General features: G+C 67.8%; 14 protein-coding genes. 13 read left to right on the top strand and 1 reads right to left on the bottom strand.

The annotated features are described in order from the left end of the window. The first annotated feature begins 4 nt into the window (after positions 1-4). From GGR43_RS07425 to GGR43_RS07375, 11 genes are all read left to right on the top strand, one after another. Positions 5-1,024 carry a phosphotransferase family protein gene (locus GGR43_RS07425; RefSeq protein WP_223177343.1) on the top strand — a complete coding sequence of 340 codons (1,020 nt, stop codon included), beginning with the start codon at positions 5-7 and terminating at the stop codon, positions 1,022-1,024. After that, on the top strand, positions 1,014-1,418 hold the full coding sequence (locus GGR43_RS07420; RefSeq protein WP_188071329.1) for a DUF6285 domain-containing protein: 405 nt from the start codon (positions 1,014-1,016) through the stop codon (positions 1,416-1,418). Before GGR43_RS07425 ends, GGR43_RS07420 begins: the two co-directional genes overlap by 11 nt. Then, positions 1,415-2,701, top strand: a complete 1,287-nt coding sequence (locus tag GGR43_RS07415) for an acyl-CoA dehydrogenase family protein (RefSeq protein ID WP_188071328.1) — start codon at positions 1,415-1,417, stop codon at positions 2,699-2,701. The genes GGR43_RS07420 and GGR43_RS07415 overlap by 4 nt, the downstream gene beginning before the upstream one ends. Positions 2,702-2,774: 73 nt before the next feature. Continuing rightward, positions 2,775-3,593: a crotonase/enoyl-CoA hydratase family protein gene (locus tag GGR43_RS07410; protein WP_188071500.1), complete on the top strand. Its 819-nt coding sequence runs from the start codon at positions 2,775-2,777 to the stop codon at positions 3,591-3,593. Between the two features lie 13 nt (positions 3,594-3,606). Next, positions 3,607-4,380, top strand: a complete 774-nt coding sequence (locus GGR43_RS07405; protein ID WP_188071327.1) for an enoyl-CoA hydratase-related protein — start codon at positions 3,607-3,609, stop codon at positions 4,378-4,380. 16 nt (positions 4,381-4,396) lie between these two features. Next, the gene (locus GGR43_RS07400) at positions 4,397-5,278 is read left to right on the top strand and encodes a crotonase/enoyl-CoA hydratase family protein (protein ID WP_188071326.1); all 882 of its coding nucleotides are present in this window, start codon (positions 4,397-4,399) and stop codon (positions 5,276-5,278) included. Between the two features lie 15 nt (positions 5,279-5,293). Further along, complete coding sequence (locus GGR43_RS07395; RefSeq protein ID WP_188071325.1) at positions 5,294-6,106, top strand: SDR family oxidoreductase; 813 nt, start codon at positions 5,294-5,296, stop codon at positions 6,104-6,106. Beyond that, positions 6,106-7,176, top strand: coding sequence for a phosphotransferase family protein (locus tag GGR43_RS07390; RefSeq protein ID WP_188071324.1), 1,071 nt, complete (start codon positions 6,106-6,108; stop codon positions 7,174-7,176). Before GGR43_RS07395 ends, GGR43_RS07390 begins: the two co-directional genes overlap by 1 nt. 38 nt (positions 7,177-7,214) lie before the next feature. Continuing rightward, complete coding sequence (locus tag GGR43_RS07385; protein WP_188071323.1) at positions 7,215-7,991, top strand: SDR family NAD(P)-dependent oxidoreductase; 777 nt, start codon at positions 7,215-7,217, stop codon at positions 7,989-7,991. 23 nt (positions 7,992-8,014) lie between these two features. Continuing rightward, positions 8,015-9,136, top strand: a complete 1,122-nt coding sequence (locus tag GGR43_RS07380; RefSeq protein WP_188071322.1) for a CaiB/BaiF CoA transferase family protein — start codon at positions 8,015-8,017, stop codon at positions 9,134-9,136. A gap of 93 nt (positions 9,137-9,229) precedes the next feature. Further along, a complete protein-coding gene (locus GGR43_RS07375; protein WP_223177342.1) occupies positions 9,230-9,865 on the top strand; it encodes a TetR family transcriptional regulator in 636 nt (211 codons plus the stop codon). Positions 9,866-9,887: 22 nt separating this feature from the next. On the opposite strand, the gene GGR43_RS07370 is transcribed toward GGR43_RS07375, so the two are convergent. Then, positions 9,888-10,742 (bottom strand): alpha/beta fold hydrolase, encoded by an 855-nt coding sequence (locus tag GGR43_RS07370; protein WP_188071320.1) that lies wholly within the window; start codon positions 10,740-10,742, stop codon positions 9,888-9,890. Positions 10,743-10,843: 101 nt separating this feature from the next. Here GGR43_RS07370 and GGR43_RS07365 point away from each other — a divergent pair, with 101 nt between their 5' ends. Next, positions 10,844-12,028: an acyl-CoA dehydrogenase family protein gene (locus GGR43_RS07365; protein ID WP_246343416.1), complete on the top strand. Its 1,185-nt coding sequence runs from the start codon at positions 10,844-10,846 to the stop codon at positions 12,026-12,028. 19 nt (positions 12,029-12,047) lie between these two features. After that, positions 12,048-12,458 carry a lipocalin-like domain-containing protein gene (locus GGR43_RS07360; protein ID WP_188071319.1) on the top strand — a complete coding sequence of 137 codons (411 nt, stop codon included), beginning with the start codon at positions 12,048-12,050 and terminating at the stop codon, positions 12,456-12,458. Positions 12,459-12,617 lie beyond the last annotated feature (159 nt).

Raw genomic sequence — 12,617 nt, 5'->3', positions numbered from 1 at the left:
AGCGATGGACGCGCCGGCGATGGACGTGGGGGCCGATCCGTTCCCGGCACGCATGGCGGTGCTGGTCGCCCGGATCGATCCGGGCGCCAGCCTCGCCAACCTGCGGCGCCTGAGCGGCGGGGCGAGTCAGGAGACATGGGCTTTCGACGCCGTGGGGCCCGCCGGTACGCGGCGGCTGATCCTGCGGCGCGCAGCCCCCGGCGCCGTGCCCCATCCGATGGCGGCGGGGTTCACCGTGGAGGCGGCCGCGATCCGTGCGGCGGCGGCGCAGGGCGTGCCCTGCCCGCATGTCCGGCATGAGCTGGAGCCAGCCGACGGTCTGGGCGAAGGCTTCGTCACCGATCATGTCGAGGGCGAGACGCTGGCCCGCCGCATCCAGCGCGACGAGGCGTTCGCCGCCACGCGCGAGACGATGGTGGCGTCCTTCGGCGCGATCCTCGCCCGCATCCATCGCGTACCGGTCGCGGTGCTGCCGCCGATGCGCCGGTCCGGCGTCGCGGCGGCGCTGGAGGCGATCCGAGAGTCGCTGGACGCCGACCCGACGCCGCGCCCGGTGTTCGAGCTGGCGCTGGGCTGGGCGGCCCGTCACGCGCCGCCGGAGCCGGAGCGGCTGGCTCTGGTTCATGGCGATTTTCGCCTCGGCAATGTCATCACCGGGCCGGAGGGGGTGCGCGCGGTGCTCGACTGGGAGCTGGCGCATCTGGGCGACCCGGCCGAGGATCTGGCGTGGATCAGCCTGCCGCCCTGGCGTTTCGGGCGAATTGAGCGCCCCGTCGCCGGTCTCGGCTCTCGCGCGGACATGTTCGAAGCCTATGCCCGGACCGGCGGCGCGCCCGTCGATGCGGCGCGCGTGCACTGGTGGGAGGTGATGGGGAGCCTGCGCTGGGGCCTGTTCTGCGCGGAAATGCTGGCGCGCTTTCGCGGCGACGATCCGTCGGTGGAGCGCGGCATGATCGTGCGGCGCATCTCCGAGAGCGAGATCGACCTGCTCGCGGCGATCGAGGGAGGCGTCGATGCTGGATGATCCCCGGCCGGAGGAGTTGCTGGCCGCCGTTGCGCGGCTGCTGCGCGAGGAGATCGGGCCGCAGCTGACGGACGCCGCCGCCTTCCACGCCCGCGTCGCGGCCAATGCGCTCGATCTGGTGCGGCGGCAGATCGCGGACGAGGCGGCGATCGACGCCGCGGAAAATGCGCGGCTCGCCGCCCTGCTGGGGACAAGCGGCACGACCGCCGGGCTGAACCGCCTGCTGGCGGCGCGGTTGCGCGCGGGGGCGGGCGAGGCGGAGATGCCCGGCCTGATGGATCATCTGTGGGAAACGACTTTGGCGAAAATCGCCGTCGACCAGCCTCGCTACGCCAGCATCGCCCCGGCGCTGGCGATCCGGGCGGCCCGGCGGCGGGAGAGGAAAAACGCATGAACTTCGATCTGCCTCAGGACCTCGTCGATTATCTGGCCGAGCTCGACCGCTTCATCGAGGCGGAGATCAAGCCGCTGGAGGAGGTGGACGACAATATCCGCTTCTTCGACCATCGTCGCGAGCATAGCCGCACCGACTGGGAAAATGGCGGCCTGCCCCGCAAGGAGTGGGAGGATCTGCTGCACGAGGCGAAGCGGCGCGCCGACAAGGCCGGCCATTTCCGGTTCGCCAACCCGGTGGAATTCGGCGGCAAGGGCGGCTCCAACCTCTGGATGACCGTGATCCGCGAGCATCTGGCGGCCAAGGGCCTCGGCCTGCACAATGATTTGCAGAACGAGCATTCGATCGTCGGCAACCAGCCGCTGGTCGTCATGTTCCGCGATTTCGGCACGCAGGCGCAGAAGGACGAGTTCATCCCCGGTCTGCTTTCCGACGAGATTTTCGTCTGCTTCGGCCTCACCGAGCCCGATCACGGCTCCGACGCCACCTTCATGGAGACGCGGGCGGTGCGCGAAAGCCGCGACGGCGTGCCCGGCTGGCGCATCGACGGGCGCAAGATGTGGATCACCGGCATGCACCGCGCGACCCATTGCGCGGTGTTCGCCCGCACCGGCGGCAAGGATGGAGATGCGCTCGGCATCAGCTGCTTTCTCGTCCCCGTGCCGACGGAAGGGCTGGTGGTCGAGGAATATCTCTGGACCTTCAACATGCCGACCGATCATCCGCGCCTCAGCCTCACCAATGTCTGGGTGCCGGAAACCGCGATGTTCGGCGAGGAAGGCCATGGGCTGCCGCTGGCGCAGGCGTTCGTGCATGAAAACCGCATCCGCCAGGCCGCGAGCTCGCTGGGCGCGGCGACCTATTGCATCAACGAGGCGGTGAAATATGCGGTGGAGCGCAAGCCCTTCGGCAAGCCGCTCGCCGTCAATCAGGCGATCCAGTTCCCGCTGGTGGAACTCGCCACCCAGGCCGAGATGCTGCGCCAGTTGATCTACAAGACCGCATGGGAAATGGACCAGATGCCGCACCCGGAGGTCGCCCGCCGCCTGTCCGACAAGGTGTCCATGTGCAATTACTACGCGAATCGCCTCTGCTGCGAGGCCGCCGATCGGGCGATGCAGGTGCATGGCGGCATCGGCTATTCGCGGCACAAGCCGTTCGAGCATATCTACCGCCATCACCGCCGCTATCGCATCACCGAAGGATCGGAGGAAATCCAGATACGCAAGGTCGCTGCCTTCCTGTTCCGCTTCGCCGGTCCGAACAAGGGCGTGCCATTTTAATCGATTAATTATCTAATTGACTTATGCCCGTCCCGCCCTGTAACGACAAAAGGCAGGCAAGGAAAACAGGGTGATGTCGCAGCGGGTGAAGACGGATATAAGCGGCCATGTCGCGCATGTGCGCATGGTCCGCGCGGACAAGATGAACGCGCTCGACGGCGCCATGTTCGAGGCATTGGTGGAAGCGGGCACGCAACTGGCCGGGAACGATGATGTCCGGGCGGTCGTCCTTTCCGGCGAGGGGCGCGGCTTTTGCGCCGGCATCGATCTTTCCAACCTCGCCGACCCGCAGGGACGCGACCGCGCCCGCAGCGACATTGCCTCCCGCGCCTATGATGGCGTCAACATCGCCCAGCATGCGGTGATGCAATGGCGCCGCCTTCCCGTGCCGGTGATCGCGGCAATACAGGACGTCGCCTTCGGCGGCGGCTTCCAGCTCGCGTTGGGCGCCGACATGCGCTTCGTCGCCCCCGATGCGCGGCTGGCGCTGATGGAAGTGAAATGGGGCCTCATCCCCGACATGGCGGGCATGTTCCTGCTGCGCGGCCTCGTCCGCCCCGATCTCGCCGCCGAACTGCTGGCGAGCGGACGCGTCTTCACCGGCGAGGAGGCGGCGCGCCTTGGCCTTGCCACCCGCGTCTGCGCCGATCCGGTTGCCGAGGCGCTGGCCTTTGCCGGGGAAATCGCGGCCCAAAGCCCCGACGCGATCCGCGCGGGCAAGCGGCTGCTGTCCTTCGCCGACGAGGCGCTGTGCACCCGCATCCTCAATGCCGAGGCGACAGAGCAGCAGGCGCTGTTCGGCACCGCCAATCAGGCCGAGGCGGTGCGCGCAGGGCTGGCGAAGGAACAGGCGCGCTTCGGCCCGCCCGCCGCCGCGCCGGTTTATTCCTGAGGAGTTTGCGTTCATGTCCTTCGAGAAGATCATCGTCGAGCGCCGCAACGATGTCGGCATTATCCGGATGAATGATCCCGCCACGCTCAACGCCGTCACCATCCGGTCCTGCGAGGAACTGAGCGCGGCCTTCACCGATCTGGCCGCCTCGACCCGCGCGATCGTGCTGACCGGCGAGGGGCGGGGCTTCTGCTCCGGCGCCAATCTCGATCCCAGCATCCCGCTGCCGGAGGATTTCGGGCTGTCGCTGGAAACCCATATCAACCCGCTGATGACGACGCTGCGCGACCTGCCGGTGCCGTGGGTTTCGGCGGTGCGGGGCGCAGCGGCCGGTGTCGGCTGCGCGCTGGCGCTGGCCGCCGACCTGATCGTCGCGAGCGAGAGCGCCTATTTCCTCCAAGCCTTCGTCCGCATCGGCCTGCTGCCCGATGGCGGCTCCTCCCACCTGCTGATGCGCGCGATCGGCCGCGCGCGGGCGATGGAGATGATGATGCTGGGCGACAGGATCCCGGCCGCCCAGGCGTTGCAATGGGGCATGATCAACCGCGTGGCGCCGGAGGAAGAGGTGGAGGCGGTCGCGCTCGGTCTCGCCGAAAGGCTTGCCGGCGGGCCGACACGGACGCTGGGCCTGATCCGCAAGCTCGGCTGGACGGCGGCGGACAGCGACTGGGAAACCTCGCTCCAGACCGAGCGCGCGTTGCAGAATATCTGTGGCCGCACCCATGACGCGCGCGAGGCGATCGCCGCCTTTCAGGAAAAGCGGCCCGCCGCCTTCACCGGGGCCTGACAGTCGAGGAATGACCATGAGCTACAACAGCATCCGATATGCGGTCGCGGACGGGATCGCGACCATCACCCTGCATCGCCCCGACAAGCTGAACGCGTTCACCGTGGAAATGATGAACGAGATGATCGACGCATTCGACAAGGTCGATGCAGACGATACGGTGCGGGCGGTGATCGTGACCGGCGAGGGGCGGGGCTTCTGCGCCGGGGCGGACCTCAGCGACGGGCCGTCGGCCTTCATCGCCGCCGAGGACACGCCCGTCCGCCCGGACGGTTCGCTCGACTATTCCAGACAATCCGCGCGCGATGGCGGCGGGCTGGTGACGCTGCGCATCTTCCGCTGCCTGAAGCCGGTGATCGCCTGCATCAACGGCCCGGCGGTCGGCATCGGCGCGACCATGACGCTGCCGATGGACATCCGCCTCGCCAGCGAGGATGCGCGCATCGGCTTCGTGTTCGCGCGGCGCGGCATCGTGCCGGAGGCGGCCTCGTCCTTCTTCCTGCCGCGCATCGTCGGCATCAGCCAGGCGCTGCAATGGTGCTATAGCGGCCGCGTCTTTTCCGCGCGGGAAGCGAAGGAGGGCGGCCTCGTCAGCCAGGTGCTGCCGCCCGACGAACTGCTGCCCGCCGCCATCGCCATCGCGCGGGAGATCGCCGACAATACCGCGCCCGTCTCGGTCGCGCTCATCCGCCAGATGATGTGGCGCGGGTTCGGCATGACGGACCCGATGGACGCGCACAAGGTGGACAGCCGTGGCATTTTGTCGCGCGGGCAGAGCGCCGATGTCGCCGAGGGCGTAGCCTCCTTCTTCGAAAAGCGGCCCGCCGTCTTCCCCGATCGCGTCTCCACCGACATGCCCGACTATTTCCCCTGGTGGGAAGAACCGGCCTATAGCTGAAGGGAGCAAGGCATCATGACGGACCTGTTCATACCCAATGCCTGCGCCGGCAAGACCGTGTTCATCGCGGGCGGTTCGAGCGGCATCAATCTGGGGATCGGCCTGCGCTTCGCCGAGCTGGGCGCCAATGTCTCGATCATCAGCCGCGACGCCGACCGGGTCGCGGGCGCGGTCGGCCAGCTGGAGGAGGCGGGCAGCGGCCGGATGATCGGCCGCTCCACCGACGTGCGCGACTATGCGGCGGTCGAGGAGGCGCTGAAGGCGACGCATGACGCGCTGGGGCCGATCGACGTGCTGGTTTCCGGCGCGGCGGGCAATTTCCTGTCGCCGGTGGTGGGCCTTTCCGCCAACGCCTTCCGTACCGTGGTGGAGATCGACCTGATCGGCACCTTCAACGTGTTTCGCGCGGCGTGGGACTATATCGCCAGGCCCGGCGCCTCGCTGCTGGCGATCACGGCCGCGCAGGGCAAGCGGCCGGTCATGTTTCAGGCCCATGCCTGCGCGGCGAAGGCGGGCATCAACCTGCTGACCCAGACGCTCGCGATGGAATGGGGCCCGGCGGGCGTGCGCGTCAACGCGATCGCACCCGGCCCCATCGCCGACACGGCGGGCATGTCGAAGCTGGCGGCGAGCGAGGCAGCGACCGCCGCGATCAAGGGCCGCATTCCGCTGCGCGATTACGGCCGCAAGCGCGACATCGCCGACATGGCGGTGTTCCTGTCGAGCGACAATGCGCCCTATGTCACCGGTGCGATCATCGATTGCGACGGCGGCATGATATTGGGCGATGCGTCGGCGGATGCGCTGACGGTGCCGGTGCGGGGCTGATGGCCGACCCGTCCGCCCTCTTCAGCGGGTCCGGCCCGGTCCGGGCGGAGCATCGCTTCGACGAGGCGCGGCTGGAGCGGTGGCTGGGCGAGACGATCCCCGATTATAGCGGACCTCTCCGCGTCGAGCAGTTCGCGGGCGGCCAATCCAACCCGACCTTCAGGCTCGTCACCGGCAACCGCGCCTATGTGCTGCGCCGCAAGCCTGCGGGCGTGCTGCTGAAGGGCGCGCATGCGGTGGATCGGGAGGCGCGCGTCATCGGCGCGCTGGGGGAGGCGGGCTTCCCTGTGCCGAAGCTTTACGGCCTGTGCACCGACGATAGCGTCATCGGCAGCTGGTTCTACGTGATGGAGATGGTCGAGGGCCGCATCTTCTGGCAATCGGCCTTTCCCCAATTGCCGCAGGCGGAGCGGGTCGCCTGCTTCGACGCGATGAACGACACCATCGCCCGGCTGCACCGGATCGACCCGATTTCGGCTGGCCTCGCCGACTATGGCCGGCCCGAAGGCTTCCTGTCGCGGCAGGTCGCGCGCTGGATCCGCCAATATCGGGACGATCCGCAGGCAGGCCGCCTCGCCGACATGGACATGCTGTGCGAATGGCTGCCCGCCAATCTGCCGGAGGAGCAGGGGGCGGCGATCTTCCACGGCGATTTCCGCGTGGACAACATGATCTTCCACCCGACCGAGCCGCGTATCGTCGCCGTGCTCGACTGGGAATTGTCCACGCTGGGCGATCCGCTCGCGGATTTCACCTTCCACATGATGATGTACCGCCTGCCCCCGGCGATCGGCGGCGGGCTGGAAGGGTTCGACCTGCCCGCGCTCGGCCTGCCGACGGAGGAGGATTATCTCGCGCGCTATTGCCGACGCACCGGGCGCGAGCGGATCGGGCATCTCGATTTCTATGTCGCCTACAACATGTTCCGCCTCGCCTCGATCATCCACGGGATCAAGGGCCGCCATCTGCGCGGCACCGCATCCTCCGGCAATCCCGGCGAGATCGTCGACGCCCTGCCCCTGCTGGCCGCCCGCGCGCGCCAGCAGGTGGAACGCGCGCAGGCGGTATGAATGTTCAACAACAAACCTTTGAATGATGGGGAAATATCATGAAACTTGATGGTGCGGCAGCGGTGGTGACGGGCGGCGCAAGCGGTCTGGGCGAAGCGACGGCGCGGGCGCTGGCGGCGGCTGGCGTGAAGGTCGCGATCTTCGACCTGAATGCCGAGGCGGGCGAGAAGGTGGCGGGCGAGATCGGCGGCGTCTTCTGCCCCGTCAACGTCACCGACGACGCGTCGGTCGACGCGGGCTTCGAGAAGGCGCGCGCGGCCCATGGGCAGGAGCGCATCCTCGTCAACTGCGCGGGCACGGGCAATGCGTACAAGACCGCCTCGCGCGCGAAGGACGGGACGGTCAAGCATTTCCCGATCGACGAGTTCAACAAGATCATCCAGATCAATCTGGTCGGGACCTTCCGCTGCATCGCCAAGTCGGCGGCGGGCATGCTGTCGCTGGAGCCGATGGAGGATGGCGAGCGCGGCGCGATCGTCAATACCGCCTCGGTCGCGGCGGAGGACGGGCAGATGGGTCAGGCGGCCTATTCGGCGTCCAAGGGCGGGATCGTCGGCCTGACCCTGCCGGTCGCGCGCGACCTGATGGGGGACGGCATCCGCGTCAACACCATCCTGCCCGGCATCTTCAACACGCCGCTGATGAACGGCGCGCCGGACAATGTGAAGGAAGCGCTGGCCGCCAGCGTGCCTTTCCCCAAGCGCTTCGGCGATCCCGCCGAATATGCGTCGCTGGCGGTCGAAATGTGCCGTAACAGCTATTTCAACGGCGAGGATGTCCGCCTCGACGGCGCCATCCGCATGGCGCCGCGCTGACGGAAGCGGGGAGGGCGAGGCGCATGGCCGGTCCGCTGCAAGGCATCCGCATCGTGGAGATGGCGGGGATCGGCCCCACGCCGTTCGCCGGCATGATGCTGGCGGACAACGGCGCGGAGGTCATCCGCATCGAACGGCCGGGAACGCCGCCCGACCCGTGGGACCCGCTGCTGCGCTCGCGCGCCCGGCTGGAAATGGACCTCAAGGACCCGCGGCAGGTTGCGCGGCTGCGCGAGTTGCTGCGCACCGCCGAGGGGGTGATCGAGGGGTATCGGCCGGGCGTCATGGAGCGGCTGGGGCTGGGCCCCGACGTGCTGCTGGCGGACAATCCCCGCCTCGTCTTCGGCCGGATGACCGGCTGGGGGCAGGAGGGCCCGCTCGCCCCGCTGGCCGGTCACGACATCAACTATATCTCCATTTCCGGCGTGCTGGGCGCGCTCGGCCGTGCGGGCGGGCAGCCGACGCCGCCGATCAACCTCGTCGGCGATTTCGGCGGCGGCGGCATGCTGCTCGCCTTCGGCATGGTTTCCGCGCTGCTGGCGGTGAAGGCGGGCGGCAAGGGGCAGGTGGTCGACTGCGCGATGACCGACGGATCGGCGCTGCTGATGGCGATGATCTGGGGCTTCCGGGCCAATGGCGGCTGGCGCGAGGAACGCGGCGTCAACCTGCTCGATACCGGCGCCGCCTATTATGACACGTTTCGGACGAAGGACGGGCAGTTCGTCTCGGTCGGATCGATCGAGCCGCAATTCTACGCGATCCTGCGCGACCGGCTCGGCCTGGCCGGTGATCCCGATCTGGACGAGCAGAATGATCCGGCGCGCTGGTCCGCGCAGAAGGCGAAGATCGCCGCCGCCATCGCCGCGCGCACGCGCGAGGATCTGTGCGGCCTGTTCGACGGCACGGACGCCTGCGTCGCGCCGGTGCTGTCGATGAGCGAGGCGCTGTCCCATCCGCACAATGTCGCGCGCGGGGCCTTTGTCGAGGTCAACGGCGTGGCCCAGCCGGCCCCGGCGCCGCGCTACTCGGCGACGCCGTGCGATCCGCCCCGTGGCGGCTTCCGCCCGGACGCCGCGTCATGGCTGGAGGAACAAGGATCGGACGGGGTCGACCCCGGACAAACAGAACGCCACTCCGATGAATAGTCACAAACAGTAGAATTTTGTTGCCAAGCGGGGACTGTTGATCGATAGCGGGGGATCAATCAACCAATCAATAAGCAATCGGGCAAAGCCAGTATGGCCACAGTAGAAAAAGTGACGGAAAAGACCTCGTCCCGCGCGATCCTCTTGCGCGCGGCGGCCGATCTGATGATCGAGCGGGGCACGATCGAGGTCTCCCTCAACGAAATTGCGCAGCGGTCGCAGTTGAACTCCGCGCTGGTCAAATATTATTTCGGCAGCAAGAACGGATTGATGCTCGCGCTGGTCGAGGACGTGCTGGGGCCGGGGCTGGAACAGCTCAAGGGCCTGGTCGAGATGGACCTGCCGGTGGTGGAGAAGCTGAAGCTCCACATCAAGGGCATCATCAACGTCTATTTCCGCTATCCGTTCGTGAACCGCCTCATCCACGCGATGCTGATGGAGCAGGAACTGGCGATAAAGGTGTCGGAGAAGATCTCCAAGCCGCTCGCCGAAACCCAGCGCCAGCTGTTGCAGCAGGGAATGGACAGCGGCCAGTTCAAGCATATCGACCCGATGATGTTCTATTTCATCGTGCTGGGCGCGTGCGATCAGTTGTTCTTCGGCCAGCATGTGCTGAACCACGCGTTCGGCATCGAGCGGATCGACGAGGATCTGAAGCGGGCCTACACCAATGCCCTGCTCGATATGGTGCTGGGCGGCATATTGACGGAAGAGGGCCAGCGGGCCTGAACGGCGGCGCGGGTGGCGCTGGTCAGGACGCCATGACCGGCATATGCCGGTGCAGAAAATCCACTATGCCACCGTTGAACGCATCGTTGCGATCGCCGGCGACCATATGGCCGGCACCGGGCACCTGAAACACCTCCAGATGGGGCAGGACGGTGCGGAAATGGTCGATGCTCTCGTCGCTCACCACGTCGCTGTGCATGCCGCGCACCACCAGCGCGGGCACCGAGCGCGCCTGCGCCAGTCCCGCCATCGCATCCTCGATCTCCGACCGCTCCAGCGCCTCGGTGCGCTGCACGATCATCGGGTCCCAGTGCCAGCGATAGCGCCCGTCCGCGCCGAGGCGTAGATTACGGTGCAGCCCCTCCGGGCTGCTGGGGCGGGGGCGATCGGGATTATAGGCGGCGATCGCGGCGGCGGCCTCCTCAAGCGAGGCGAAGCCGTCGGGATGGCCGCGCATGAAGGCGATGATGCGCTGGACCCCGGCCTTTTCCGGCCGTGGCACGATGTCCACCAATATCAGCGCGGCCGGGCGATAGCCGTCGCTCACCAGCTTCATCGCCGTCGCGCCGCCCATCGAGGCGCCGACCAGCGCCACCGGGCCGGTTGTCCCGGTGAGAACCGCCCGCAGATCCTGCGCGCGCAGGTCCAGCGTATAGACGCCGTCGGACGACCAGCCGCTGTCGCCATGACCGCGCCCGTCATAGTTGATGACGCGATAGCCTTCCCCCGCCAGCGCCCGCAACGCGCCGTTCCAGCTGTGCCGGGTCTGCCCGCCGCCATGCGCCAGCACGACCGTGGGCCGGTCCGGCGCGCCGACGATATCGGCGACGATCGGGGTGCCATCGGCGGAACGGAAGCGTTGGACGCGGCTGAGCATGGCGATCATTCCTTTCACTGACCCCGGCAGCAGAAACCGGATTGCGGCAAAAATCAACTAGCTAATCGATCAATTACATTGAAATCCATACCGGGGCGGCTATGGTCGGGCCCGAACACAGGAAATGGGCGAACAAGCGCATGGATTTCAGCTTCACCGACGAACAGCGCATGCTGCGCGACAATCTCGCCGCCTGGCTGCGCGAGCACTACAGCTTTGAGGCGCGGCGGCAGGCCAGCCTGTCGGATACGGGCTGGCGCGCCGATATGTGGCGCGCGCTGGCGTCGGAACTCGGCATCCTTGGCGTCGCCCTGCCGGAAAGCGTTGGCGGCCTCGACGGCGGGCCCGTCGACCAGATGGTGATCATGGAAGAACTGGGCCGCGCGCTGGTGATCGAGCCTTATCTGGAATGCGCGGTGGTCGCGGCCTCGCTGCTCGAAGCGGCGGGCGGCGCGGCCGCGCACGCGCTGCTGGGCGAGATCGCTGCCGGCGAAACCATCGCCGTGCTCGCCTGGTCGGAGCCGACCGCGCGCTTCTCCTTCCGCGATGCCGCCACCCGTGCGACCCGCGACGGCGCGGGCTGGCGCCTGTCCGGCGCCAAGGCGGTCGTCGCCGGGGCACCCTGGGCATCGAAGCTGATCGTCACCGCCCGCACCGGCGGCGCGACGGGCGAGGCGGAGGGCCTCTCGCTGTTCCTTGTCGATCGCGCTGCGCCGGGCGTCACGCTCACCGCCTATCCGACGATCGACGGCCGCCGCGCCGCCGACGTGACGCTGAACGATGTGGCCCTCGGCGCCGACGCGCTGATCGGGCCGGAGGGCGGCGCGCTGCCCCTCGTCGAGCAGGCGGGCGACCGCGCGATCGCGGCGCTCAGCGCCGAGGCGGTCGGCATCACCCGCTTCATGCTCGACGCCACCGTCGATTATACCAAGCAGCGCCGCCAGTTCGGCCAGCCGATCGCGTCCTTCCAGGTGCTCCAGCATCGCATGGTCGACATGTTCATGCAGGTCGAAATGGCGACCAGCGCCATGTATCTGGCGACGCTCAAGCTGCCGCTCGACCCGGTCGAGCGCGCGCTGGCGGCGTCCTCGGCCAAGGTCACGGTTGCCAATGCCTGCCGGTTCGTCGGCCAGAACGCGATCCAGCTGCACGGCGGGATGGGAATGACCGAGGAGATGGCCGTCACCCATTATTTCAAGCGCGCGACCGTGCTGGAGCATGATTATGGATCGGTCGACCATCATCTCGCCCGGTTCGACCGGCTGACCCGGCTGCGCGCGGCCTGAACCGGAAGGAAGGGAAGCGATGAGCGAGTTGAGAGAGAAGGTGCTGGGCGCATGGTCGCTGGTCAGCCTGCGGCGCTTCCGCAACGGCGCATTCTACCGCCACCCGATGGGCGAGGACGCGACCGGGCGGCTGATCTATGACGACAGCGGCCTGATGTGCGCCTTCCTGATGAGCCAGGACTGGGTGGAGGGCCGGGCGCCGCAGCAATGGTCGACCTTCCTCGCCTATTCGGGGCGATGGACGGTGGAGGGCGCGACGGTGTCGCATCGGCTGGACGCCTGCTCGATCAGCGACCTGATCGGCCGCACGCTGGTGCGCACCATCAGCTTCACGCCGGAGGGCGACATGATGCTGACGACCGACGGACATGTCACCGCCGATGGGGTCAAATCGCATGACGAACTGATCTGGACGCGCGAGAGGGGCTGAGCGAGGGTCGGGGGTCAACGGCGCGGACGGTCGTCTTATGGCGGGAACGGCTGAAAGCGAATATAAGGATGGTGTAAGAAGCCGTTCAGGCTGAGCTTGTCGAAGCCCTGTCCTTTGATGGAAGTGAAGAAGGAAGGAAGTACAGCCGTTGGGCTTCGC

The organism is Sphingobium jiangsuense, assembly GCF_014196495.1.
Classification (GTDB): Bacteria; Pseudomonadota; Alphaproteobacteria; order Sphingomonadales; family Sphingomonadaceae; genus Sphingobium; species Sphingobium jiangsuense.
Note: the sequence above shows the minus strand (reverse complement) of the source record. Positions and strands in the feature narration are given on the sequence as shown.